Origin of the sequence: Pseudomonas sp. BNK-7 (assembly GCF_048072025.1) — a bacterium.
Taxonomy (GTDB): Bacteria; Pseudomonadota; Gammaproteobacteria; order Pseudomonadales; family Pseudomonadaceae; genus Aquipseudomonas; species Aquipseudomonas danubii.
Genome location: NZ_CP182252.1, coordinates 1,653,700 through 1,677,414, shown reverse-complemented (window position 1 = coordinate 1,677,414; position 23,715 = coordinate 1,653,700). Strand labels below are relative to the sequence as shown.

At 62.7% G+C, this 23,715-nt stretch carries 21 protein-coding genes, 1 pseudogene and 1 riboswitch; of the genes and pseudogenes, 6 read left to right on the top strand and 16 right to left on the bottom strand.

Features of this window, described 5'->3' with window-relative positions; translation table 11 throughout:
- Positions 1 to 166: 166 nt before the first annotated feature.
- From ACMGF8_RS07770 to ACMGF8_RS07730, 9 genes are all read right to left on the bottom strand, one after another.
- Complete coding sequence (locus ACMGF8_RS07770; protein WP_102862895.1) at positions 167 to 877, bottom strand: PqiC family protein; 711 nt, start codon at positions 875 to 877, stop codon at positions 167 to 169.
- Between the two features lie 179 nt (positions 878 to 1,056).
- Positions 1,057 to 3,315, bottom strand: coding sequence for a DNA topoisomerase IV subunit A (gene parC / locus ACMGF8_RS07765; RefSeq protein WP_102862894.1), 2,259 nt, complete (start codon positions 3,313 to 3,315; stop codon positions 1,057 to 1,059).
- A gap of 7 nt (positions 3,316 to 3,322) precedes the next feature.
- Positions 3,323 to 3,844: a retropepsin-like aspartic protease family protein gene (locus ACMGF8_RS07760; protein ID WP_102862893.1), complete on the bottom strand. Its 522-nt coding sequence runs from the start codon at positions 3,842 to 3,844 to the stop codon at positions 3,323 to 3,325.
- Positions 3,841 to 4,824: an esterase-like activity of phytase family protein gene (locus tag ACMGF8_RS07755; RefSeq protein WP_102862892.1), complete on the bottom strand. Its 984-nt coding sequence runs from the start codon at positions 4,822 to 4,824 to the stop codon at positions 3,841 to 3,843. The genes ACMGF8_RS07760 and ACMGF8_RS07755 overlap by 4 nt, the downstream gene beginning before the upstream one ends.
- On the bottom strand, positions 4,824 to 6,728 hold the full coding sequence (parE, locus tag ACMGF8_RS07750) for a DNA topoisomerase IV subunit B (protein WP_102862891.1): 1,905 nt from the start codon (positions 6,726 to 6,728) through the stop codon (positions 4,824 to 4,826). Before parE ends, ACMGF8_RS07755 begins: the two co-directional genes overlap by 1 nt.
- Positions 6,729 to 6,771: 43 nt before the next feature.
- Positions 6,772 to 7,380 (bottom strand): YqiA/YcfP family alpha/beta fold hydrolase, encoded by a 609-nt coding sequence (locus ACMGF8_RS07745; RefSeq protein ID WP_416759190.1) that lies wholly within the window; start codon positions 7,378 to 7,380, stop codon positions 6,772 to 6,774.
- Positions 7,381 to 7,447: 67 nt separating this feature from the next.
- The gene (gene cpdA / locus ACMGF8_RS07740; RefSeq protein ID WP_102862889.1) at positions 7,448 to 8,263 is read right to left on the bottom strand and encodes a 3',5'-cyclic-AMP phosphodiesterase; all 816 of its coding nucleotides are present in this window, start codon (positions 8,261 to 8,263) and stop codon (positions 7,448 to 7,450) included.
- 99 nt (positions 8,264 to 8,362) lie between these two features.
- Positions 8,363 to 8,815 (bottom strand): DUF1249 domain-containing protein, encoded by a 453-nt coding sequence (locus ACMGF8_RS07735; protein ID WP_011058915.1) that lies wholly within the window; start codon positions 8,813 to 8,815, stop codon positions 8,363 to 8,365.
- Positions 8,806 to 9,423, bottom strand: coding sequence for an NUDIX domain-containing protein (locus ACMGF8_RS07730; RefSeq protein WP_102862888.1), 618 nt, complete (start codon positions 9,421 to 9,423; stop codon positions 8,806 to 8,808). The genes ACMGF8_RS07735 and ACMGF8_RS07730 overlap by 10 nt, the downstream gene beginning before the upstream one ends.
- Before the next feature lie 225 nt (positions 9,424 to 9,648).
- Between ACMGF8_RS07730 and ACMGF8_RS07725 the strand changes: the two genes are divergently transcribed.
- Positions 9,649 to 10,392, top strand: a complete 744-nt coding sequence (locus ACMGF8_RS07725; protein WP_102862887.1) for an RsiV family protein — start codon at positions 9,649 to 9,651, stop codon at positions 10,390 to 10,392.
- On the opposite strand, the pseudogene ACMGF8_RS07720 reads toward ACMGF8_RS07725, so the two are convergent.
- Positions 10,364 to 10,666 (bottom strand): annotated as a pseudogene (locus ACMGF8_RS07720) (putative hydroxymethylpyrimidine transporter CytX); the annotation flags it as partial. The gene ACMGF8_RS07725 and the pseudogene ACMGF8_RS07720 overlap by 29 nt on opposite strands.
- A gap of 159 nt (positions 10,667 to 10,825) precedes the next feature.
- Positions 10,826 to 12,715 carry a phosphomethylpyrimidine synthase ThiC gene (gene thiC / locus ACMGF8_RS07715; protein WP_102862886.1) on the bottom strand — a complete coding sequence of 630 codons (1,890 nt, stop codon included), beginning with the start codon at positions 12,713 to 12,715 and terminating at the stop codon, positions 10,826 to 10,828.
- 163 nt (positions 12,716 to 12,878) lie between these two features.
- Positions 12,879 to 12,983, bottom strand: a riboswitch (TPP riboswitch).
- A 196-nt stretch (positions 12,984 to 13,179) separates the two neighbouring features.
- Here thiC and ACMGF8_RS07710 point away from each other — a divergent pair.
- Complete coding sequence (locus ACMGF8_RS07710; protein ID WP_102862885.1) at positions 13,180 to 14,610, top strand: TolC family outer membrane protein; 1,431 nt, start codon at positions 13,180 to 13,182, stop codon at positions 14,608 to 14,610.
- 98 nt (positions 14,611 to 14,708) lie between these two features.
- Here the strand turns inward: ACMGF8_RS07710 and waaA are convergent, their stop codons facing one another.
- Together waaA and ACMGF8_RS07700 are read right to left on the bottom strand one after the other, a co-directional pair.
- Entirely contained in the window at positions 14,709 to 15,989 is a 1,281-nt protein-coding gene (gene waaA / locus ACMGF8_RS07705) for a lipid IV(A) 3-deoxy-D-manno-octulosonic acid transferase (protein ID WP_102862884.1), read from the bottom strand.
- A 22-nt stretch (positions 15,990 to 16,011) separates the two neighbouring features.
- A complete protein-coding gene (locus ACMGF8_RS07700; RefSeq protein WP_162884166.1) occupies positions 16,012 to 16,896 on the bottom strand; it encodes a LysR family transcriptional regulator in 885 nt (294 codons plus the stop codon).
- 111 nt (positions 16,897 to 17,007) lie between these two features.
- On the opposite strand from ACMGF8_RS07700, the gene ACMGF8_RS07695 reads away from it, so the two are divergent.
- From ACMGF8_RS07695 to ACMGF8_RS07680, 4 genes are all read left to right on the top strand, one after another.
- Positions 17,008 to 17,340, top strand: coding sequence for a DMT family transporter (locus ACMGF8_RS07695; protein WP_011058907.1), 333 nt, complete (start codon positions 17,008 to 17,010; stop codon positions 17,338 to 17,340).
- A gap of 137 nt (positions 17,341 to 17,477) precedes the next feature.
- Entirely contained in the window at positions 17,478 to 18,653 is a 1,176-nt protein-coding gene (locus ACMGF8_RS07690; protein WP_416759186.1) for an NAD(P)/FAD-dependent oxidoreductase, read from the top strand.
- Complete coding sequence (locus ACMGF8_RS07685) at positions 18,650 to 19,471, top strand: aldo/keto reductase (protein ID WP_102862881.1); 822 nt, start codon at positions 18,650 to 18,652, stop codon at positions 19,469 to 19,471. The genes ACMGF8_RS07690 and ACMGF8_RS07685 overlap by 4 nt, the downstream gene beginning before the upstream one ends.
- Positions 19,472 to 19,667: 196 nt before the next feature.
- Complete coding sequence (locus ACMGF8_RS07680; protein WP_102862880.1) at positions 19,668 to 20,639, top strand: metal ABC transporter ATPase; 972 nt, start codon at positions 19,668 to 19,670, stop codon at positions 20,637 to 20,639.
- Between the two features lie 50 nt (positions 20,640 to 20,689).
- On the opposite strand, the gene hldE is transcribed toward ACMGF8_RS07680, so the two are convergent.
- From hldE to ACMGF8_RS07665, 3 genes are all read right to left on the bottom strand, one after another.
- Positions 20,690 to 22,123 carry a bifunctional D-glycero-beta-D-manno-heptose-7-phosphate kinase/D-glycero-beta-D-manno-heptose 1-phosphate adenylyltransferase HldE gene (gene hldE, locus ACMGF8_RS07675; RefSeq protein ID WP_102863061.1) on the bottom strand — a complete coding sequence of 478 codons (1,434 nt, stop codon included), beginning with the start codon at positions 22,121 to 22,123 and terminating at the stop codon, positions 20,690 to 20,692.
- Between the two features lie 102 nt (positions 22,124 to 22,225).
- Entirely contained in the window at positions 22,226 to 22,837 is a 612-nt protein-coding gene (cysC, locus tag ACMGF8_RS07670) for an adenylyl-sulfate kinase (protein WP_102862879.1), read from the bottom strand.
- Positions 22,830 to 23,534 carry a sulfotransferase family 2 domain-containing protein gene (locus tag ACMGF8_RS07665; RefSeq protein ID WP_102862878.1) on the bottom strand — a complete coding sequence of 235 codons (705 nt, stop codon included), beginning with the start codon at positions 23,532 to 23,534 and terminating at the stop codon, positions 22,830 to 22,832. Before ACMGF8_RS07665 ends, cysC begins: the two co-directional genes overlap by 8 nt.
- Positions 23,535 to 23,715 lie beyond the last annotated feature (181 nt).

Here is a 23,715-nt window from a genome sequence, read left to right as displayed (position 1 = left end):
AGCCACTGACGCAGCTTGCGACAAGCCCCGAAGGAGCTTCAGCGCGAGGCATGACTGCGGCCTGCTCGCAGACCACAAGGATGGTGCCGGCCATATGAAACACCTGCCACAGCCAGTAACGAAAAGGCCCGCGGATTAGGCGGGCCTTGTCTTGCAGCGGCTCAACTCAGAATCTGAACACTTCCATATCCGTACGGATTGGCGTGGCCATTGGGATCTTCGGCTGCTTCTCATGCTCGGCAGGCTTGGGCGCAGGTGCCGGCGGCGCCTTGCGTGGCACTTCTGCCACCGCTGGCTGATTGGCCAGGGGTTTGAGGGCGACCGACAATTGCTCGGCCAGACGCTGCAACAACACGCCCTGGGCCTGGACCTGAGACGCCGTGGTACCCGCATGCTGCTCCTGCAGGTGAACAATGCGGTTGTCCCGCACCTGACCACGACGATCGATCAGGCGCCACTGAGCATCCAGTACCGCCGGTTGCGACTTGCCGGAATCCAGGCGAGTGATCGACAGCAGTACCTGGACATCCGGAGTGAAGCCGCTGGTGGCCGGCGCCAGAACCACGCGCTGGCTATCCAGGTTGCCGGCCACCTGGCGCAGCAGCAACTGGTCGATGTCCGAAGACAAGCTACCGGCCCAACGGCCATCGGTGGAGGCTTGCAGGCTGCCATCGTCCTGGCGTTGCAGGAGGGTTTCCCGTTGCAGGTAGTCAGCGATCAACACCGGCCCCAACAATACCGACATGCCGGCACTGGCCGGCTGGGCTGGACTTCCGCTGTCCAGCTGATACAGCGACACCGGCTGGTGTACGCTGCAACCCGCCAGGCCAAAAACGCCCGCGAGCAAGAAAACAAGAGGAAGGCGCAGAGCAGTCATCATCCCATCCAAGTGGCGGCCACAAGGCTGGCCACAGTGTAAATACTCAAAAAAATTGAATAACGCCCGGCCACGCCAGCGTTTGAAACGCGCATATCATCCGTGAATATGCGCCATGACTCCAGTGTTCTAGCGTTGATCTGGCGCTTAAGTCCAAGATCGAACGCTCTAGCCCGCCCTTAACTGAGCGGCTCTACCAACAACGCATCGACCCGCTGGAAACCGCGAGGCAGTTTGTTGCCACGACGCCCGCGCTCGCCCTTGTAGTGTTCAAGGTCATCGGCCTTCAACGACAAGGTGCGCTTGCCCGCCTGCAACACCAGGGTCGCGCCATCGGGCAGTACCGCGATGTCGGTGACGTACTCTTCGCGGCTGGCCACGCGCTCACCGGGAATGCCGATGATCTTGTTGCCCTTGCCTTTGCCCAACTGCGGCAGGTCGCTGATCTTGAACACCAGCAGACGCCCCTCGGTGGTCACCGAGGCCAGCCAGTTCTGCTCGCGGTCGGCCACCGGCCGCGGCGCCAGGACCTTGGCGTTGTTCGGCAGGCTCAACAGCGCCTTGCCCGCCTTGTTCTTGGCCTGCAGATCTTCGCCCTTGACCACGAAGCCATAGCCCGCGTCGGAAGCGATCACATACAAGGCATCGTCATCGGGCAACAGTACGCACTCGAACGTCGCACCCGGTGGCGGCGTCAGACGACCGGTCAACGGCTCGCCCTGACCACGGGCCGATGGCAGCGTGTGGGCCGCCACCGAGTAACTGCGGCCGGTGGAGTCGATGAACACCGCGAACTGGTTGGAACGCCCCGCAGCAGCAGTCTTGTAACCGTCACCGGCCTTGTAGGACAAACCAGTGGCGTCAATATCATGCCCCTTGGCACAGCGAACCCAGCCTTTTTCCGACAGAACGATGGTCACCGGCTCGGTGGGCATCAGCTCGTTTTCCGACAGTGCCTTGGCTTCCGCACGGGCGACGATCGGGGAACGCCGGTCGTCGCCGTAGGTTTGTGCGTCTTGCAGCAATTCGGTACGTACCAGCTTCTTCAGCTTGCTCTCGCTGTTGAGCAGGGCTTGCAGCTTGGCCTGTTCCTTGAGCAACTCATCCTGCTCGGCCCGCAGCTTCATCTCTTCCAGACGCGCCAACTGCCGCAGGCGGGTATCGAGGATATAGTCGGCCTGGATTTCACTGAGGGCGAAACGCTCGATCAGCTTGGCCCGCGGATGCTCCTCGGTACGGATGATGTGAATCACCTCATCCAGGTTGAGGTAAGCGATCAGCAAACCGTCCAACAGATGCAGGCGACGCTCGACCTTGTCCAGGCGGAACTGCAGGCGCCGGCGCACGGTGGCCACCCGGAACTCCAGCCATTCCACCAGCAACGCCCGCAGGTTCTTCAACTGCGGCTTGCCGTCCAGACCGATGATGTTGATGTTGACCCGGTAGGTCGATTCCAGCTCGGTGGTGGCGAACAGGTGCTGCATCAGCTCATCGGGATCGACCCGGTTGGAGCGCGGGATGATCACGATGCGGCAGGGGTTCTCATGGTCCGACTCGTCCCGCAGATCGGCCACCATCGGCAATTTCTTGGCCTGCATCTGCGCGGCAATCTGCTCCAGCACCTTGGCCCCGGAGACCTGGTGCGGCAGCGCGGTGACAATAATGTCGCCATCCTCGATCCGATACACGGCGCGCATGCGCACCGAGCCACGGCCGGTTTCATAGATCTTCAGCAGGTCGGCGCGCGGGGTGATGATTTCCGCTTCGGTGGGGTAATCCGGCCCCTGGATATGCTCGCAGAGCTGCTCCACCGTGGCCTTGGGTTCGTCCAGCAGACGCACGCAGGCCGAAGCCACTTCCCGCAGGTTGTGCGGCGGCACGTCGGTGGCCATGCCCACGGCGATACCGGTGGTGCCGTTGAGCAGGATATTCGGCAGACGCGCCGGCAATACCAGAGGTTCCTGCAAGGTGCCGTCGAAGTTCGGCCCCCAGTCCGCAGTGCCCTGGCCCAGCTCGCTGAGCAGCACTTCGGAATAGCGCGACAGACGCGCCTCGGTGTAACGCATGGCCGCAAAGGACTTGGGATCGTCCGGCGCACCCCAGTTGCCCTGGCCGTCCACCAGCGTGTAGCGATAGCTGAAGGGCTGTGCCATCAGCACCATGGCTTCGTAGCAGGCGGAATCCCCGTGAGGGTGGAACTTACCGAGCACATCACCCACGGTACGCGCGGATTTCTTGTGCTTGGAATCGGCATCCAGCCCCAGCTCACTCATGGCGTAGACGATACGCCGCTGTACCGGTTTCAGGCCGTCGCCGATATGCGGCAAAGCACGGTCCATGATCACGTACATGGAGTAGTTGAGGTAGGCACTTTCGGTGAAGTCAGCCAGTGACCGGCGTTCTACGCCATCCAGGCTGAGATCAAGGGAGTCGCTCATGCGGGCCTCATTGGTTCGTTGTCTGGCGCAGCAGCATAGTGCCGCCGCGCTGAGTAAATTCAAGTTTCTTCAAAGCGCTCATGCCCAGCAAAATCTGGTCGCCGTCGAGCCCCGGGGCCACCAGGGCCCTGACGTCCTGGAGAACGATATCCCCCAGTTGCAAACGCTCTATACGGGTCCGATAACCCTCGCTGCGCCCGTTGGCCGTGCTCAGGGTGACCGGCACCCCGCGCTCCAGGCCCAGGCGCTCGGCCAGCCCGGAAGGAATCGACACCTCAGTGGCGCCGGTATCGAGCATGAATTGCACCGGCTGCCCGTTGATATGGCCGCTGGCGACGAAATGCCCCTGGCCGTTGCCGACCAGTTTCACTTCGATATAACCCTCATGTTGTTGCGAACTGACGACCGTGTTCGGGTTCTCCTGACGGGCCTCCCAATCAGCGAAGAACCGCGTGGCCAGAAACAGCGCAGCAGCCCAGGCCATGATCAGCATCACGCGCCCGGCACTCTTGCCCGGTTGCTGGCTCATGACTTGCTACTCCAGCCACCTTCAGGCGCCGCAAAACGCCAGACGATGGGACGGGCCTCGCCATCGGCGCGGGCTCCATTGTTGTTGTCCACACCGATCCAGGCCCCCTTGGCATCCACCACCAAGGCTTCCGCCAGCCCATAGGGCTGTGGATAACGTCGATGCTCCACCAGCGCCTCGGCGGCATAGGACCAGCACTGCTCGACCTTCGCGGTCTGCGCATCCCGGCGACAGATCTGATAGGCGTTACGCTCCAGGGTGAACAACTTGCCGTCGAACAGCGACACGTCGGCAAAATCCCGGGACACCGCCTTGGCATTGGGCACCTGCTCCGGCTGCATTTCCGAGCCTGCCTCACTGAGCAGCACGCAACCACCATCACAGTCCCAAGTGGTCTGCCCGCGCTTGACAAGCAACAGCCCGCGCCGCTCACGCTCCGCCGCCAACCAGATCCGGTCGCCGGCAGGGTTCACCGCCAGGCCTTCGAACAAGGCGTTGAAATGCAGGAGCATGCCACTGGCCCGCGCTTCACGGACCATGATCGGGGAGATCTTCAACCAGGCCGGCTCGCCTTGCGCCGGCACTTGTAGCACCGCGGCATGAGCCTCGCTGATCACATACTTGTTGCCGGCGGCGTCGCAGGAGATGCCTTCGAAATCCAGGTCGCCACCACGCACGAAGGACGCCGCCCAGGTCCGTGACTTCAAGCCCCAGGGCAAGCCGGTATCGGGTACTGCAGGCACCTCCAGCTTGACGGCATCGGCCTGCCAGGCACTGTCGCGGGTATCGAGCTTGTAGATCTGATCGTCATCGCGGTCGGAAACCGTCCACAAATCCTGGCCACAGAGTGCCAGCCCGGACAGATTGCCGCCGCGCATGCCTTCCACAGGATGCTCGGACAACAAGGTCAGTTCGGGCACTGGCGCGGCCACCACCGAGGTTGCCAATAGCGCTAGGGCCAGGGCAAAACCTCTGTGCATCAGGCCAGCACCTCGGCCAGGTTGCCCTTGGACTCCAGCCAGGACTTGCGATCACCGGCGCGCTTCTTCGCCAGCAGCATGTCCATGATTTCTGCGGTGGCCTCGACGTCGTCCAGGGTCAACTGCACCAGGCGCCGAGTGTTCGGGTCCATGGTGGTTTCACGCAGTTGCGGCGGGTTCATCTCACCCAGCCCCTTGAATCGGGTGACCTGGGGCTTGCCACGCTTCTTCTCGGCCACCAGGCGATCGAGAATGCCGTCGCGCTCGGCATCATCGAGGGCGTAGAAGATGTCCTTGCCCAGGTCGATGCGGTACAGCGGCGGCATGGCCACATAGACGTGACCGGCATTCACCAACGGGCGGAAATGCTGGACGAACAAGGCACAGAGCAAGGTGGCGATGTGCAAACCATCGGAGTCGGCGTCGGCGAGGATGCAGATCTTGCCGTAGCGCAGTTGGCTCATGTCCTCGGCGCCGGGATCGACGCCGATGGCCACGGCAATGTTGTGCACTTCCTGGCTGGCCAGGACTTCGCTGCCGTCCACTTCCCAGGTGTTGAGGATCTTGCCGCGCAACGGCAGGATCGCCTGGAATTCCTTGTCCCGTGCCTGCTTGGCCGAACCACCCGCGGAATCACCCTCCACCAGGAACAGCTCGGAACGCATCGGGTCCTGGCCAGCGCAGTCCGCCAGCTTGCCGGGCAGCGCCGGGCCCTGGGTAATGCGCTTGCGTTCGACCTTCTTGCTGGCCTTCAAGCGGCGACCGGCGTTGCTGATGGCCAACTCCGCCAGTTGCATGCCCAGCTCGGGATTGGCATTGAGCCACAGGCTGAAGGCGTCCTTGACCACACCGGAAACGAAAGCCGCCGCCTCACGGGACGACAAACGCTCTTTGGTCTGGCCGGAGAACTGGGCGTCTTGCATCTTCATCGACAGGACGAAGGCGATCCGTTCCCAGACGTCTTCCGGAGCCAGCTTCAGGCCACGGGGCAGCAGGTTGCGGAATTCGCAGAACTCGCGCATGGCATCCAGCAGGCCCTGGCGCAGGCCGTTGACGTGGGTACCGCCCTGGGCCGTGGGGATCAGGTTGACGTAGCTTTCCTGAACACTGTCGCCACCTTCCGGTAGCCACAGCAGGGCCCAGTCCACCGCTTCCTTGTTACCGGCCAGGCTGCCGCAGAACGGCTCGCTGGGCAGGCGTTCGAATTCGCTGACCGCATCCACCAGATAGGAGCGCAAGCCGTCTTCGTAATGCCACTCCACCTTCTCACCGCTGGACTTGTCCTCGAAGCTCACCAGCAGCCCCGGGCACAGTACCGCCTTGGCCTTGAGCACATGCTTGAGGCGGCTGACGGAGAATTTCGGCGAATCGAAGTATTTCGGGTCCGGGGCAAAGTACACACTGGTACCAGTGTTGCGCTTGCCCACGGTGCCGACCACTTCCAGCTCGGTGGCCTTGTAGCCGTCGGCGAAGGTCATCTGGTATTCGTTGCCGTCGCGCTTGACCCGCACCCGCACCTGGTGCGACAGGGCGTTGACCACGGAAATACCCACCCCGTGCAGACCGCCGGAGAACTGGTAGTTCTTGTTGGAAAACTTGCCGCCGGCATGGAGCTTGGTGAGGATCAGCTCGATCCCGGACACGCCCTCTTCCGGGTGGATGTCCACGGGCATGCCGCGGCCGTCGTCGCAGACTTCCAGGGAATGGTCGGCGTGCAGGATGACCTGTATCGACTTCGCATGGCCGGCCAGGGCTTCGTCGACACTGTTGTCGATGACTTCCTGGGCCAAATGGTTGGGCCGCGTGGTGTCGGTGTACATGCCCGGGCGTTTGCGCACCGGGTCGAGTCCCGAGAGGACTTCGATGGCGTCTGCGTTATAAGAGCTAGCGCTGGGAGTGGCCATGGGTTCTCGTCGTTAGTCGTTCAATGAATATGGGGCGAGGCCTTCACAGTGCCGTGAAGTCGATCGCCTGGTACTGATCGGCAGTGATGCCGGCAAAATTCAACATCGCCGGCAATTGTCCGGCAAAACCTTGGAAACCATGATCGCCGCCGGCCTGAATGCGCAAGGCGCAGGCACGGTAATAGCGCTCGGCGCTGCGATAGTCCAGCGTCTCGTCCCCAGTCTGCAACCACACCTGATAACGCTGTGGGTCCTGAGGCGGCGCGACTTCCAGCGCTGCCAGGGCCGCCACATGGTCATGGGTCAGCTCCCAGGTTTCATCGGTATACAGGTTTTTCTGCGTGCCCAGATAACCGTCGAACATCCGGTGCGGGCTGACAGCAGGGTTGATCAGCAGGGCTTTGAGCCCGTAGCGCTCGGCAAGGTGAGTCGCATAGTAGCCGCCGAGCGAGCTGCCGACCAGCAATGGTCGACCGAGCTCGGCAATCGCCTGCTCCAGCTGGCCAATGGCCTGTCGCGGATGATGATGCAGGGCCGGTACCCGCAATTGTTCAGCCAGCCCCAGCTGCTCCATGACACGCCGCAACTGAGAGGCCTTGGTCGACGCGGGAGCACTGTTGAAGCCGTGGATATAAAGGATCGAACCGGACATGCGAACTCCCTGTGCACCTGGGCAAAAGCCACAGTTTACAGGGATGACGACAGGTTACGAAGCCGCTTCAGTAGCCGTTGCTACCGTAGTCGATGGTGAATTCGTAGCCCAGGACCCGTTCCACACCGGTTTCCAACCGTCCATCGGGCCACAACCGCAGCCAGCGATAGCCAGGCACCTGCTCCTCGACCTTGAAGTCGTCGCTGCCGGGCTCGAACTGGATGCAGGTCGAGGGTGAGGCCAATAGCCGCATGGCGCCGCGCTGGCGATCGATTTCCTGATGCACATGCCCCCAGAGCAAGGCACGGACCTGAGGGAAAGCATCGAGCACGGCGAACAGCGCCTCGGCGTTGCGCAGGCCAATGGGCTCCATCCAGGTACAGTCAATGGATACCGGGTGATGGTGCAGGCAGATCAGGTGATGGCGCTCAGGCGCCTCGCTCAGGGAGTGAGCCAGCAATTGCAGTTGGTCGTCCTGCAGGTAACCCGGCACCGAGCCGGGCACCGCCGAGTCCAGCAAGGTGATGCGCCAGTTGCCGATATCCATTACCGGCTCCAGCAAGTCACTGTCCTGCGTCGCCAGTTGCATGACCTGCGGCTCGTCATGGTTGCCCGGCAGCCAGCGGCCCGGTGCCGGAATCTGTCGGGTCAACTGACGAAAGCGCTGATAGGACTCCAGGGAACCGTCCTGGGACAGATCACCGGTGGCCAGCATCAGGTCGATCCGCGGCTGCTGCGCCAGCACCTGCTCGATGACTCGCTGCAGACTGTCGGCGGTGTTCATGCCCAGCAAGGTGCCATCAGCGTCGGCAAACAGGTGGCTGTCAGTTAGTTGCACCAGCAGTACGGAATCGTCGGCAGTCAGTGCGGATACGCTTGGCACGGCGTTCTCCCGGAGCAAGGGCACAAAGCATGATGAAGGCGGCAATTATGCTGGGGGAAATGCAAAAGAGGAAACCTGGGAAACGGACCCAGTTCACATCTATCGCACGGCTTCGAACTCGTGGCCACAGGCCAGGCAATGACTCAGCCACTCCCCAAGAAAGACATTCAACTGAGCCTTTTCATCCGGCTGATGCATGAAGGCATTGGGATAGGGATAGATGCTACGAAAACGCCGGGCATGCTCGGCACTGATGACCTCCGCCATCCGCGCATCGTGATAGACCTGCACTTCCAGTTGCGGCACGGGCAGCCACGGCAAGCTATGCTCCTGACGCACCTGCAAGGTGGTGGTGTAGGGGCAGGCCAGCACCACTTCCAGGGCCAGTACGCCGAGCATCTGGTCGCCCTGGGTCACGGCAATGCGCCGTGCCACAGGCTGATTGCGCATGTCAGGCAACAGGCGCATCAGCCGAGCGTAGTTGGCCTCGCAGGACGCTTGCAGCCCCGCGAGATCAACCCGATAGCGGTCGCGTACCTTGTTTACGACCATAACCCCCTCACTTCAGCGCGATTGAGCGCCAGCCACTGCAAGGCAATGATGCTGGCGGCATTGCAGATCCGCCCGTCACGCATGGCCTGCAACGCATCCTCATAAGCCATCACCGAAACCCGGATGTCTTCCGCCTCTTCTTCCAGCCCATGCAGCCCGCCGGCAGCGCTGCTGTCGCAACGGCCCAGGAACAGGTGGACGAACTCGGTGCTGCCCCCCGGCGACGGAAAATACTGGGTCATCGGCCACAGCGCAGAGATGTCCAGGCCAGCTTCCTCCTGTGCCTCACGCCGAGCAACCTGTTCCGGTTGCTCGTCCTTGTCGATCAGCCCGGCCACCAGTTCCACCAGCCAGGGCGTAGCGGTCTTGCCCATGGCGCCAACGCGGAACTGTTCGATCAGCACCACTTCATCGCGTTGCGGATCGTACGGCAGTACGCAGACCGCATCGTGACGGACAAAGACTTCACGATTGATTTCCCGCCCCATGCCACCGGCGAACAACTCGTGGCGCAATTGCAAGCGATCGAGCCGGTAGAACCCCTGGAAGCAGTTTTCACGCCGGATGATCTCAACGGCACTTGGCGTGGAGTTGGCAAAGTCAGTCATAACAATCCTCGTGTACAGCGTATTCGACCCGAGGATCCCCCTCGACTTCGCGCCATCCTAACGCGCCCGCGGCTGCCGATGCAGCCCCTTTACCCTCAGCGGGATAGACGGCGAGGGGCTAAACCTACTCTAATTGCTTCTATTGAGCTTAGTGGCGAACCGACTGCCTCGCAGACAGTCGAAGCCGGTAACTTTTGCCTCCCCCCTGGTTTATGAAGGACGCCCATGTCGCTTGTCAAAATCGCCTCCGTGGCCTGTATCGCCCTGACCCTGGGCGCCTGCCAAAGCCTGTTTCAGCCAAGCTACAACACCCCACTGGAAACCAAGCGCGAGAAATCCGAACAACTCAAGCCCGGCTGCAGTGGCGCCGACTGCCCACTGGTCAACCTTGACACCGTGCACTTTCCCGCCGAGCCGCAACTGGACGCCATCGTCGAAAAGCGCTTGCTGCAAATGACCCGCACCAGCCCCGACGCCCCACTGCCGGCCAGCCTCAGCGCCTACCGCGAACAGTTCCTGCGCAGCGCAGCAGACCGCCACGGCATGTACCTGCAATCCAAGGTACGCGAGCAGCATGACGGACTGGTGATCATCGAACTGGCCAGCTACCTGGACACCGGCGCCGCCAATGGCACCCCGGGACGGGGCTTCGTCAATTACTCGCGCCAGCAACACAAGGCCCTGAACCTGGCAGACATGCTCCTGCCCGGCCAGGAGGACATGTTCTGGAAGGCTGCGCGGGTTGCCCACAACAACTGGCTGATCAGCACCCACCTGGATCGCGAAGCCGAATTCGTCAAGACCTGGCCGTTCCAGAAAACCCCGAACGTGGCCCTGACCCAGAAAGCCGTGACCCTCAAGTACGACGTCACCACCATCGCGCCCTCGGTTCTGGGTCATATCGAATTGCAGATTCCCTACGACCGCCTCAAGGGCGTGCTCAAGCCCGAGCTGTTTCCCGAGAACTGAACGCCCGCCCCAACAGCCACTGCAACAGCCCTGCCAGTACCAGTGACGGCAGGGTTGCACCGACATCCGGATACAAATTGGCCAGCAGGTGACAGGTGCTCACCCCACCCAACCAGGCCGGCAGCGCCGTCCAGCGCAGGGCTGAGTGCGGGATCTGCCCGCTGCGGCGACGCAGGATGAAGTGATCCACCAGCACAACGCCAAACAACAGCGCAAATGCCGAGCCGATCAACAGCAGGAAGTTCTGGTACCGGGCCAATGGCGCCAAACACGCGCTGGTCGGCCGGCTCCGGGAGATCGGGATAGCAGGTACTTGCCCTGCTCAAGGGATCTATCTCAGAAAGAACAGGAGCAAGCTGCAAGCCTCAAGCATCAAGAAAAAGCACTTCGGCCTTTGCTTTCCGCTTTCCGCTTGCAGCCTGCAGCTCGTGGCTTAGACCTTCTTGTACAGCTGGCTGCCTTCCTGCTTGAAGCGCGCGGCCTGCTCGGCCAGTCCCTTGGCGACATCCACATCCACCGCTTCGATGCGCTGGTTGGCCGCGTATTCGCGCACTTCCTGGGTGATCTTCATCGAGCAGAACTTCGGCCCGCACATGGAACAGAAATGTGCCACCTTGGCCGAATCCTTAGGCAGGGTTTCGTCGTGGTAGGAACGTGCGGTGTCCGGGTCCAGGCCCAGATTGAACTGGTCTTCCCAACGGAACTCGAAACGCGCCTTGGACAGGGCGTTGTCGCGGATCTGCGCGCCAGGGTGACCTTTGGCCAGGTCGGCAGCATGGGCCGCGATCTTGTAGGTGATGATCCCGGTCTTCACGTCATCCTTGTTCGGCAGGCCCAGGTGCTCCTTGGGCGTGACGTAGCAGAGCATGGCGCAGCCGAACCAGCCGATCATCGCCGCGCCGATACCAGAAGTGATGTGGTCGTAGCCCGGAGCGATGTCGGTGGTCAGCGGGCCCAGGGTGTAGAACGGTGCCTCATCGCAGCACTCCAGCTGCTTGTCCATGTTCTCCTTGATCAACTGCATCGGCACGTGGCCCGGGCCTTCGATCATGCACTGCACGTCGTGCTTCCAGGCGATCTTGGTCAGCTCGCCGAGGGTTTCCAGCTCACCGAACTGGGCTTCGTCGTTGGCGTCGGCAATCGACCCCGGACGCAGACCATCTCCCAGGGAGAAGCTGACGTCGTAGGCCTTCATGATTTCGCAGATTTCGTCGAAATGGGTGTAGAGGAAGTTCTCTTTATGGTGCGCCAGGCACCACTTGGCCATGATCGAACCGCCCCGGGAGACGATGCCGGTGACGCGCTTGGCGGTCAGCGGTACATAGCGCAGCAACACGCCGGCGTGGATGGTGAAGTAGTCCACGCCCTGCTCGGCCTGCTCGATCAGGGTGTCGCGGAACAGCTCCCAGGTCAGGTCCTCGGCCACGCCGTTGACCTTTTCCAGGGCCTGGTAGATCGGCACGGTACCGATCGGCACCGGCGAGTTGCGGATGATCCACTCGCGGGTTTCATGGATGTGCTTGCCGGTGGACAGGTCCATCACCGTGTCCGAACCCCAGCGGATGCCCCAGGTCAGTTTCGCCACTTCTTCCTCGATGGAAGAACCCAGGGCGCTGTTGCCGATATTGCCGTTGATCTTCACCAGGAAGTTGCGGCCGATGATCATCGGCTCCAGCTCAACGTGGTTGATGTTGGCCGGGATGATGGCGCGGCCGCGGGCGATTTCCTCGCGGACGAACTCTGGGGTGATTTCTTTCGGAATGCTGGCGCCGAAGCTGTGGCCGGCGTGTTGCTGCTTCAGCAGGCCGGCGGCGCGGGCCTCCTGCAGCTTCATGTTTTCGCGGATGGCGACGTATTCCATCTCGGCGGTGATGATGCCTTTGCGCGCGTAGTGCATCTGGCTGACGTTGGCCCCGGCCTTGGCTCGGCGCGGGTTATTGACGTGGGCAAAACGCAGCTTGGTCAATTCCGGGTCCGCCAGACGCTGCTGACCGAAGTTGGAGCTCAGGCCCGCCAGGCGCTCGGTGTCGCCACGGTCTTCGATCCACGCCGAACGTACATCGCCCAGGCCCTTGCGCACATCGATCACCACGTTCGGATCGGTGTAAGGACCGGAGGTGTCGTACACAGTGACCGGCGCGTTGATCTCGCCGCCGAAATCGGTGGGGGTCACGTCCAGGGTAATTTCGCGCATGGGCACGCGGATGTCCGGGCGGGAACCCTGGACATAGACTTTTTGCGAGCGGGTAAAGGGCTGCACCGATTGTTGGTCGACTTGGGCCGACTCACTGAGGTTGCTAGCGTTTTTTAGTTTTGTCGTCATCACGGGCTCTCCAGACAGCATCCAGGCAGTGGGATTTTGTCGGAGCGAACCTGTAGCGGACGGACGCACCCTGTCTAAGCAACTAGTGAGTGCAGTGCTTGGTACTCGAGGGGTGTTCGATTGTCGAACAACATCCCGGACGAAGCACAAGAGGACTCGCCGGGTGACGAGAAATCTTGTTCCCTACGCAGGCGCTAACCTGATCAGGTTCAACGGGATCCGGATTATCCGATCTCAGCCTCATAGCAAGGCACCCCGACAAGAACCGGGCCAGTCTAGACAAAGCCGGGACAGAACGCCAACCCCCGTGCAATAAGCAGGATGAATGGCGTAATTAGCGGATTGTTGCGACCTGCCAGCGGCTCTACACTCCTTGCCCTGTGTCGAACCTTGACGCTCTATGGGTCGCGCCTTAGCCTTGGCGCCTGGATTATCTCCGTAATATCAACTCTAGGGATCGCCGAATGCTGCGCAAACTCTCACTGGCTGTTGCCGTGTCTTGTGCGTCCAATGGAATGGCCTGGGCAGCAGAAGCGCCTTTGACCACCAAGACCGACCTGGTCAGCGTCTACCAGGAAGCGGTGGACAACAATGCCGATCTGGCCGCTGCACGCGCCCAGTACGGCGCCCAGAAGGAAGTGGTGCCCCAGGCTCGCGCCGGGCTTTTGCCCAACCTCTCTGCCGGCGCGGACATGAGCAATACCCGCACCAGGTTCGATGAGCCTTCCATGACCTCGACCCGCAGCGGCAACGTCTACCAGGCGACCCTGGCCCAGCCGCTGTTCCGCGCCGATCGCTGGTTCCAGTTGCAAGCCGCCAAGGACATCAACGAACAGGCCTCGCTGCAACTTTCGGCCACCGAACAGAACCTGATCCTGCAAAGCGCGGAGAACTACTTCGCGGTGCTGCGCGCCCAGGACAACCTGGCCTCGACCAAGGCCGAGGAAGCCGCCTTCAAACGCCAGCTGGATCAGTCCAACGAACGCTTCGATGTGGGCCTGTCGGACAAGACCGACGTACTGCAATCCCAGGCCAGTTACGACACCGCCCGGGCCAACCGCATCCTTGCCCAGCGCCAGGTGGACGACGCCTTCGAGGCCCTGATCACCCTGACCAACCGCGAGTACAACGCGATCCAGGGCATCGTCCATACCCTGCCGGTGCTGGCGCCGACCCCCAACGATGCCAAGGCTTGGGTCGACACCGCCGCCAAGCAGAACCTCAACCTGCTGGCCAGCAACTACGCGGTCAGCGCCGCCGAGGAAACCCTCAAGCAGCGCAAGGCCGGGCACGCCCCGACCCTGGACGCCGTGGCGCAGTACAAGAAAGGCGACAACGACGCCCTGGGCTTCAGCAACCCCAATCCGTTGACGCGCTACGGCAGCGATGTCGAACAGCGTTCCATCGGCCTGCAGTTGAACATCCCGATCTACAGCGGCGGGCTGACCAGCTCCCAGGTTCGCGAGTCCTATTCGCGCCTGAGCCAGACCGAACAGCAGCGTGAATCCCTGCGCCGCCAGGTGGTGGAGAACACCCGCAACCTGCACCGCGCTGTGAATACCGATGTCGAGCAGGTCCAGGCCCGACGCCAGTCGATCATCTCCAACCAGAGCGCGGTGGAAGCCACGGAAATCGGCTATCAGGTGGGGACGCGCAATATCGTCGACGTGCTCGATGCCCAGCGCCAGCTGTACACCTCGGTGCGCAACTACAACAACAGCCGCTACGACTACATCCTCGACAACCTGCGCCTGAAGCAGGCCGCCGGCACCCTCAACCCCGGTGATCTGCAAGACCTGTCGCGCTACCTCAAGGCCGACTACAACCCGGACCGTGACTTCCTGCCGCCCGACCTGGCCAAGGCCGCACAAGAGCAACTCAAGGCTCGTCCCTGAAGCTTGAAGCCATGAAAAAGGCCACCTTGGCGGGTGGCCTTTTTTTGCGGCCGCTACGCAGCCGAACGCAGCCTGCGGCAGCGGCTACAGACGGACGATCAGTGCCTGTTCAATAGACGATCAAGGCCATCCAATAACCGCTGCAAGGCCCCCTGGTTGGCCTTGAGCACCTTGAGCCCGGCCTCGGCCATCTTCTGTGCATCCCGGGGCAACTCGAACAGGCGCTGCACCGCCACCGCCAGTCCCTCAGCGTCATCCACCTCCTGCAAGGCACCGGCCTCGCGCAGCATCGCGGCGATTTCCAGGAAGTTGAACAGGTGCGGCCCGCTGATCACCGGTTTGGCCAGGGCCGCCGGCTCCAGCAGGTTGTGCCCGCCATTGGCGACCAGACTGCCGCCGACAAAAGCGCTGTCGGCCAGGGCGTAGAGGAACAGCAACTCGCCCATGGTGTCCCCCAGCAACACCGAGGTGGTGGCGCCCACCGGTTCCCCAGCGGAGCGGCGAACCGTCGCGAATCCCTGTTGCTGGCACAACTCGAACACCGAGTTGAAGCGCTCCGGGTGCCGTGGCACCAGGATCAGCAGGGCATTCGGGTAACTGGCCAGCAGTTGCCGATGGGCGTCGAGCACCACGGCATCTTCACCTTCGTGGGTACTGGCGGCGATCCACACCGGGCGCTCCATGGCCTGCCATTGCTGGCGCAGATCCCGGGCACGCTCCAGCAGTTGCGGGTCAATGCTCAGGTCGAACTTGATCGAGCCTGTGACTTCCACCGTCTCGGGACGTGCACCCAATTGACGGAAACGCTCGGCTTCGGCTTCGGTCTGCACCGCGAACAGGCTCATTTGCCCCAGCATGGGCGCGGTCAGGCGGGCAAAACGCCCATAGCCCTTGGCCGAGCGCTCGGACAACCGGGCATTGGCCAGGGCCACCGGAATCCCGCGCCGGGCGCACTGGTCAATGTGATTGGGCCACAGCTCGGTCTCCATGATCACCGCCAGCTTGGGCTGCACCCGATCCAGAAACCGCGCCGCGGCGCAGGGCAGATCGTAAGGCAGGTAGCAATGCTGGATTCGTGGCTCATTGGCGAACAACGCCTGGATACGCTCGGAGCCGGTGGGCGTCATGCAGGTCACGGTGATCGGCAACTGGGGATAACGGGCCAACAGGGCACGAATCATCGGCGCGGCGGCGATGCTCTCGCCCACAGACACCGCATGCACCCAAATGCCGCCAGTCTGCATGGCCGGCAAGCCAAGGGAGAAACGCTCGCCAATGCGTTTGGCATAAGCCGGAGCCTTGCGCGAACGCAGCCACAGGCGAATCGCTACCAATGGCAGCCCCAGGTAAAACAGTGCGGTATAGAGAGTTCTATTCATGGCGGCGGAGTTTATCGGTTTTTTAGCCGATCGCCTTCAGGTGCACGGCAAAACGTTCCGCCAGCCAACGCGCCGCCGGCCCCAGAGGTTCGTCGCGGCGCCAGGCCAACTCCACCACCAGCGCCGGCGGGGTCCATTCGCTGACCAATTCGACCATCTGGTGCTGGTAAGCCGGGTACTGCACCACATGCCGCGGCAGCCAGGCCCAGCCCAGGCCGCGCATCAGCCATTCAGCCATGACGTAAAAGCTGTCAGCCCGCCAGACCTGGGGGCTGACCTGCTCGCCACCAGGATAACCGCTGAGTTGAGGAGCGATCAGCAACTGCCGGTGCCGGGCCAGAAGCTGACGATTGACCCGTTTCTCATGGGCCAGCGGATGCCCCACGGCGCAGACAGTGACCATCTCGACGCTGCCCAGGGCTTGGCGCTCCAGGGTTTCCGGCATCTGCTCATGGTGAAACAGCAGCCCCAAGTCAGCCCGACGCTCCACCAGTTTTCGCGCCACGTCCCCCTGAGCACCGCTGGCCAGTTGCACTTCCAGGCTGGGAAAGCGCTCGGCCAGTGCCTCCAGGCTGTCGAGCACCGGCTGATAGGGCATCGCCTCATCCTGGGCCAGGCGCAACCGCGCCTCCTGGCCCCGCATCAAAGCCAGCGCCCGGCCATTGAGGCGATCACACTGGCGGAGGATTTCCCGGGCCTCCTGCAACAAGGCACTGCCGGCTTCGGTGAGCTTTGGCTGACGGCCGCTGCTGCGCTCGAACAGGCTCACTCCCAGATCCTCTTCCAGCAGGGCAATGGCACTGCTGATGGCGGACTGAGCCTTGCGTTGCTGGCGGGCTACTGCAGAAAACGAGCGCAGCTCGGCAACACTGACAAACAGCCGCAACTGCTCCAGGTTCCATTGCATGTTCATAGAGCAACCTATCTCCATAACAGATAGGTAATGACTTTACCCCATCTGAACACTCTCTAGAATGCCGACCTCAGAAAAGCAGTCCCAGACACGAGGAACCCTCCCATGAACGCTTACTACTACCTGGCCATCGCCATCTGCGCGGAAGTAATTGCCACTGTTTCAATGAAAGCGGTCAAGGGCTTGAGTACACCACTGCCCCTGGCGCTGATCATCGTCGGCTACGGCGTGGCGTTCTGGATGCTGACCCTGGTAGTGCGCACCGTCCCGGTAGGCGTGGCCTATGCAGTGTGGGCAGGCATGGGCATCGTCATGGTCAGCATCGCCGCCCTGTTTCTCTACGGCCAGAAGTTGGATATCCCGGCCATGCTGGGCATGGCGCTGATCGTCCTCGGCGTGGTGGTGATCCAGCTGTTCTCTAAAACCGCCGGGCACTGACCCTCTGCCCATGCAGGAGCCGGCTTGCCGGCGAGCAGCCCACCCCGTGACAACCTGTCACGGGGTTCGCCTGGCCGCTCCTACAGATTCACGAGCCTGTATACTGCGCCTCTCGTTTTGAACACTGAGGTCGCTGCATGCCATCCGCTATTTCTACCGATGTGCTGATTGTCGGCGCAGGCGTCGCCGGTCTCTGGCTCAACGCCCGTCTGCGGCGCCAGGGCTATTCCACTGTACTGGTGGAAAGCGCCAGCCTCGGTGGCGGACAGAGCGTGAAATCCCAGGGGATCATCCACGGCGGCGCCAAATACGCCCTGCACGGCGCCCTCACCGGTGCCTCGGAAGCCATCGCCGACATGCCGCGGCGCTGGCGCGAAGTCCTGGCCGGCACCGGCGAGCTGGACCTGTCCGGCGTGCGCCTGCTGTCCGACGCCCATTACCTCTGGTCTCCCGGCACCCTGGCCGGCAACCTCACCAGCTTCTTTGCCAGTAAGGCCGTGCGCGGCCGGGTCGATCAGGTCAAGGGCGAACAATTGCCCCCGGCCCTGCAAGACAAACGCTTCAAAGGCAAGGTCTATCGCCTGGCCGAGCTGGTGGTGGATGTGCCTAGCGTCATCCAGCGTCTGGCAGACCTCGGCGGCGATAGCCTGCTGGCCGGACAGAAGATCGAACCCCTACTGGAGAATGATCATCTGGTGGGCCTGCGGATCGATGGACGCGAGATCCGCGCGCAACGCATCGTCCTCAGCGCCGGTGCCGGCAATGCCGACCTGCTCAAGGCCATCGGCCTGAGCCAGCCGGCCATGCAGCAACGTCCGCTGCACATGGTGCTGGTCAAGGGGCCAACCCTTAAACCCCTGTACGCCCATTGCCTGGGCGGCGGCCCCAAACCCCGGATCACCGTCACCACTCACCCGGCTGCCGACGGCCAATGGGTCTGGTACCTGGGAGGCGATCTCGCCGAAGCCGAAGGCGTGGCCCGGGAACCGGCGGCGCAGATCGCCGCTGCCCAGAAGGAACTGGGGCAACTGCTGCCTTGGGTCGACCTGAGCCAGGCGCAGTGGGCCACCTTGCGAGTGGATCGGGCCGAGCCGGCGCAATCGGGCCTGACCCGGCCGGATAACGCCTTCCTCGCCGAGCAGGATCGCCTGCTGGTGGGTTGGCCGACCAAACTGGCCCTGGCGCCGGACTTCGCCGACCGCGTTCTCGCGGCTCTGGAGCGCGACGGCATTCGTCCAGGCCACAGTGATCCACTTCCCGCCCTGCCCAAGCCGCCCCTGGCACAACCGGCCTGGGAGCAACTGCTGCCATGAGCCAGCCGACCCTGCATAACCTGCATCGCCCCATCGGCAGCACCGGCCTGATGGTTTCGCCTCTGGGCCTGGGCACGGTCAAGCTGGGCCGTGATCAAGGGGTGAAGTACCCCAGTGGCTTCCAGATCCCAGATGACCAGGAAGCCCGCATGCTGCTCAAGCTGACCCGCGACCTGGGCATCAACCTGATTGACACCGCCCCCGCCTACGGCCGCAGCGAAGAGCGCCTGGGCCCCCTATTGCGCGGCCAGCGCCAGGAATGGGTGATCGTCAGCAAGGTCGGCGAAGAGTTTGCCGACGGCGTGTCCCGCCACGACTTCAGTGCCGCTCACACCCGACTGTCCGTGGAGCGCAGCCTGCAACGCCTGGAAACCGACTTCATCGACCTGGTGCTGGTGCATTCCGACGGCAACGATCTGGCGATCCTTGAGCAGTACGAGGTCTACCAGACCCTCGCGCAGCTCAAGCAGGAGGGCAAGATCCGTGGCTTCGGCTTCTCCGGCAAGACCGTCGACGGCGGTCTGAAGGCTCTGGAGCAAGGCGATTGCGCCATGGTTACCTACAATCTGAACGAACAGGCCGAGCGGGCGGTCATTGACTATGCCGCCGACCACCACAAGGGCATCCTGGTGAAAAAGGCCCTGGCCAGCGGCCATGTCTGCCTGAGTCCGGGCATCGACCCGGTGCGGGCCAGCTTCGAACTGCTGTTTGAGCGGCCCGGCGTTGCCAGTGCTATCGTCGGGACCATCAACCCGTTGCACCTGGCCCATAACGTGGCGACCGTGGCACAGGTTCTAGGGTCTGTTCCCGCTTGGTGACAGGCCGCGACGGCGGCTCACTGGGCACAGGGCAAGGCGCGAGGAGCGCTGTTTGGTTGTTCCAAATAAGCTCCGAGCAACGCCGCCCTGTGCCCAGTGAGCCCCGTCCCTTCGGGTTGCATGCCAAACGGGAACAGACCCTAGCTACCAACTGATGCCGCCGACGCGGCCGACCCCGACGCAAGAAGGAGCCGAGATGTCGCGACCGCTCATTAGAAAGAACCCCAGCAACTTCAAGACCCTGCCGCTGTTCGTCGAGGCGACTCCCGAAGGCCTCTGCTACCAGAGCGTCGGGAGGCCGCTGAACTTCGCTCAGACCCTGCAGCGCCGACGCGCGGTGACGGTGGCAGACCACGAAAGGTTTGCCTTGGAACTGGCCAACCTCGGGGTTTCTGTACGCCTGACCCTGCACTGGCAGAACCGTGACTACTGGGTGCTGGTGCGCCAGCGACGCCAGGACCGCGGCGACGTGGTGCTCAAGCTGATCTCCGGCTACGTACCCGCCCATGAACTGAACCTGCCGCTGCACACGGCCATCCAGGAAATCGCCGAGGAATGCCTGCTGGAAACCCCGGAAGGCTGGCTCGGCGGACGCTTCAACGACACTTGGCTACCTGCCCCTTACGCCGGGGCCCTGCATTATCGCGAGGCCCTGCCCTTTCGCCTGACTCCACTGTCCGGAGCCGCGCGACCGGTACGCTGCGCCAACCTGCAATTGCTGGAGCGACCCCGAGCCTACGTGCACCTGCCCACCGCCTCGTTGCAACTGATCTATGACCTGCGCCTGGACGTCCCCAAGGAAGCCAAGTCGCTGAGCCTGTTCCACGTCGACGAGCGCCTGGAAGGCGACCAGTTGGTGGCGCGCCTGGACCGCAAGCGGCCGGATCTGTACCTGATGCCCCTGGACAATGGCCAGCCCTGTGCCGAGCTGTACACCTTGAAGAAGGATCAACTGCACCCGGCCAGCACCCGCGGCCTGTACCTGGCCGAAAGCTTCGCCCAGCAGGAAGGCTGGGTGGTGCGTGAGGAGCGGATTCGCTGGAAGGACTGGCTCAGGCAACGAGGCCTGAGCGAACCGGAAAAGGACTCGAAGCTTTCGCGCCTGACCGGCAAGGCCCGGCAGATCCTGCGCAAGATGGTTCCCGCCAAGGCCAGGCGCCAAGGCTGAGGCAAAAAAAAGGCGCCTGGAGCAGGCGCCGTTTTTTCAGACTGCAACCGTTACTGGGCCTTGTCGGTCTTGCGGATCTTCTCGACGATGGCGGTGGTCGAGCTGTTCTCCACCAATCCCAGCACCTTCACCGTGCCGCCATACGCCGTGACGATATCGGCGCCCACCACCTGATCGATGCCGTAGTCGCCACCCTTGACCAGCACGTCCGGGCGGACCTGGGACAGCAGGTTTTCCGGAGTGCCTTCAGAAAAGCTGATCACCCAGTCCACGGCCCCCAGCCCCGCCAGCACCGCCATGCGCCGGTCGACACTGTTGATCGGACGTCCAGGCCCCTTGAGGCGGCTGACCGAAGCATCGTCGTTGATCGCCACGATCAATCGGTCCCCTTGAGCCCGGGCCTGTTCAAGGTAGGTCACATGCCCAGCGTGAAGGATGTCGAAGCAGCCATTGGTGAACACGATCTTCTCGTTGTGCGCCCGGGCATCATCGATGGCCAGCAACAGCTGATCGAGGCTCAGAACACCGCGCTCGGAACCTTCCTCGCGCTGGATCGCCCGACGCAGCTCCGGTGCACTGATGGCCGCCGTCCCCAGCTTGCCGACCACAATGCCCGCGGCCAGATTGGCCAGGCCCACCGCGTGGGGCAGCTCTTCACCGGCGGCAATCGCTGCCGCCAGGGTCGAAATCACGGTATCACCGGCCCCAGTGACGTCGAACACTTCACGGGCACGGGCCGGCAGATGCAGGGCCGGATGATCCGGACGCAACAGGGTCATGCCGTGCTCGCCACGGGTCACCAGCAGCGCCCCCAGCTCCAGATCGTGCATGAGCTTGGCGCCCTTGCTCACCAGTTCGTGCTCGTCGGCGCAGCCGCCGACTATGGTTTCGAACTCGCTGAGGTTCGGCGTGATCAGGCTGGCACCACGGTAGATGGAGAAATCCTTGCCCTTGGGGTCCGCCAGCACCGGAATGCCACGGGCCCGCGCGGCCGCGATCAGCACCTGATGGTTGCGCAGAGCACCTTTGCCATAGTCGGACAGCACCAGCACCTTGATGCCGTCGAGCAAAGCGTCGACCTCGGCCGCCAGGGCCAGGGCGTCGGTGGCAAAGGGTTCTTCAAAGTCGATGCGCAGCAGCTGTTGGTGACGGCTCATGACCCGCAGCTTGACGATGGTCGGCTGGTGGGCAATGCGCTGGAACAGTGCACGTACGCCCGCACCTTGCAGGCTGTTGGCCAGGCTGTCGGCAGCCTCATCGTCACCGGTCACCCCGACCAGGGAGGCGGGCGCACCGAGGGCGGCGATGTTCAGGGCAACGTTGGCGGCACCACCCGGGCGGTCCTCGATCTGCTCGACCTTGACCACCGGCACCGGCGCCTCAGGGGAAATCCGTGAGGTACCACCATGCCAGTAACGGTCGAGCATGACATCGCCGACCACCAAGACAGGGGCTTGATCGAATCGCGGCATGGACAACTTCATGGAGCATCCCACATACAAAATGAACAGGGGCGCGATATTAACACAGGGTTGGCGCCGCCTAGTTCTATGCCTTGAGTGAGGCCGGCGAAGATTTTCTACGATTCATTTGCACGCCAGCAGTTGCAGCAGCCGGCGGATCGCCTCCGGCAACTCCACGCAGGACGTATCGATCTCGCAATCGGCTTGCAAAGGCGCTTCATACGGACTGTCGAGCCCGGTGAAATCCTTGATACGGCCCTCCAGGGCCGCCTGATACAGGCCCTTGGGGTCACGCTGGGCACAGGCCTGGAACGGCGTGCTGATGTACACCTCGATAAACTGTCCAGCCCCGAACAGCGCCCGGGCAGCATCACGATCGGCGCGAAACGGTGAAATCGCCGACACGATCACCAACAGCCCAGCCTCCACCATCAGCCGCGCCACCTCGGCCATGCGGCGGATATTTTCCTTGCGTGCCTCGGCCCCCATTCCCAGGTCACGGCACAGCCCACTGCGCACATTGTCGCCATCAAGGACGAAGGTATGCATGCCCAACTCGTTGAGGCGCAGTTCCAGCAGGTTGGCCAGGGTCGACTTACCGGCCCCCGACAGGCCCGTCAGCCATAGACAACAGGGCTTCTGCCGCTTGAGGGCGGCCCGGGCCTCGATGGACAGCGACAGGCTGTAGGGGCGGATCTGCAGTTGCTCCAAAGGCGCACAAGCGAGCTTATTCATAACCCAGCATCTCGTAGTCGCGTTGATAGACACGGCGCACCAGGCGACGGGTGCGTACCGAGCAGAATTCCCTGACAGGGGTAGTGCGGCGTTGAGCAGTGCCGTTGACATGGGGCAGTTGGGCATCGACCCCCAACTGCTGGCACAGCAGCTGGAAGTCACGTTGCAGGTATTCCTGATAGCCGATGAAGTCCAGGGCCAGGCGCCCCAGGGAGTCGGTGAGGAAGTCGCTCTGGGGCGCGAAATGCATCTGCCTGTGGATATTCTCCGAGTGCAGCCAGCGGCCGACAAAGTCGTCGAAGTCCCGGTAGTGCGTCACCAGGCTCTGGGCCGCCTGATCCCGTCGCCCCAGGCGGTTGCCCCGCAAAAAGGCATAGGCCGAATAGGCGCGTTCCAGGGGATCGCGGACGAAGGCGAACTTGAAGCTGCTGGAAAACGCCCGGGGAAACTGTTGCTCATACCAGTACAACGGCAGGTGCCCCGGCATCCACCCGTCGAACAGGGCCGAACAGACGCTGCTGCCGGCACACTTGGGAACATGGATAAACAGACAGGAATGACGGGCAAAAGCATCGGGGAACCGCACATTGGCGGACATGGACTTGTTCACCACCTGACGATCCACCACCGACAGGCGACCCAACAGGAAATGACGCTGGGTCTTGGGTAATAACTTCCACACAAAACGTTGCAGCATTGCGGTACCCACGCGAGAAGGATGGCCCTCTCGATCCATTCGAAGATTCAGGCGGGAACCATAACAAGCGTGAAACGCAGAATTATTTAGCCTTGGTCAAGACTGTAAGACGGGCCATACAAATGATGCCAAGGTGCCTTGCACACCCTGGAGGCTCCGGGGAACGAGCGGGCTCGCTCCC

Coding starts and splice junctions, on each gene's coding strand:
- ACMGF8_RS07770 (WP_102862895.1), bottom strand. CDS start 877: ATGACTGCTCTGCGCCTTCCTCTTGTTTTCTTGCTCGCGGGCGTTTTT.
- parC (WP_102862894.1), bottom strand. CDS start 3,315: ATGAGCGACTCCCTTGATCTCAGCCTGGATGGCGTAGAACGCCGGTCA.
- ACMGF8_RS07760 (WP_102862893.1), bottom strand. CDS start 3,844: ATGAGCCAGCAACCGGGCAAGAGTGCCGGGCGCGTGATGCTGATCATG.
- ACMGF8_RS07755 (WP_102862892.1), bottom strand. CDS start 4,824: ATGCACAGAGGTTTTGCCCTGGCCCTAGCGCTATTGGCAACCTCGGTG.
- parE (WP_102862891.1), bottom strand. CDS start 6,728: ATGGCCACTCCCAGCGCTAGCTCTTATAACGCAGACGCCATCGAAGTC.
- ACMGF8_RS07745 (WP_416759190.1), bottom strand. CDS start 7,380: ATGTCCGGTTCGATCCTTTATATCCACGGCTTCAACAGTGCTCCCGCG.
- ACMGF8_RS07735 (WP_011058915.1), bottom strand. CDS start 8,815: ATGGTCGTAAACAAGGTACGCGACCGCTATCGGGTTGATCTCGCGGGG.
- ACMGF8_RS07730 (WP_102862888.1), bottom strand. CDS start 9,423: ATGACTGACTTTGCCAACTCCACGCCAAGTGCCGTTGAGATCATCCGG.
- ACMGF8_RS07725 (WP_102862887.1), top strand. CDS start 9,649: ATGTCGCTTGTCAAAATCGCCTCCGTGGCCTGTATCGCCCTGACCCTG.
- thiC (WP_102862886.1), bottom strand. CDS start 12,715: ATGACGACAAAACTAAAAAACGCTAGCAACCTCAGTGAGTCGGCCCAA.
- ACMGF8_RS07710 (WP_102862885.1), top strand. CDS start 13,180: ATGCTGCGCAAACTCTCACTGGCTGTTGCCGTGTCTTGTGCGTCCAAT.
- waaA (WP_102862884.1), bottom strand. CDS start 15,989: ATGAATAGAACTCTCTATACCGCACTGTTTTACCTGGGGCTGCCATTG.
- ACMGF8_RS07700 (WP_162884166.1), bottom strand. CDS start 16,896: ATGCAATGGAACCTGGAGCAGTTGCGGCTGTTTGTCAGTGTTGCCGAG.
- ACMGF8_RS07695 (WP_011058907.1), top strand. CDS start 17,008: ATGAACGCTTACTACTACCTGGCCATCGCCATCTGCGCGGAAGTAATT.
- ACMGF8_RS07690 (WP_416759186.1), top strand. CDS start 17,478: ATGCCATCCGCTATTTCTACCGATGTGCTGATTGTCGGCGCAGGCGTC.
- ACMGF8_RS07685 (WP_102862881.1), top strand. CDS start 18,650: ATGAGCCAGCCGACCCTGCATAACCTGCATCGCCCCATCGGCAGCACC.
- ACMGF8_RS07680 (WP_102862880.1), top strand. CDS start 19,668: ATGTCGCGACCGCTCATTAGAAAGAACCCCAGCAACTTCAAGACCCTG.
- hldE (WP_102863061.1), bottom strand. CDS start 22,123: ATGAAGTTGTCCATGCCGCGATTCGATCAAGCCCCTGTCTTGGTGGTC.
- cysC (WP_102862879.1), bottom strand. CDS start 22,837: ATGAATAAGCTCGCTTGTGCGCCTTTGGAGCAACTGCAGATCCGCCCC.
- ACMGF8_RS07665 (WP_102862878.1), bottom strand. CDS start 23,534: ATGCTGCAACGTTTTGTGTGGAAGTTATTACCCAAGACCCAGCGTCAT.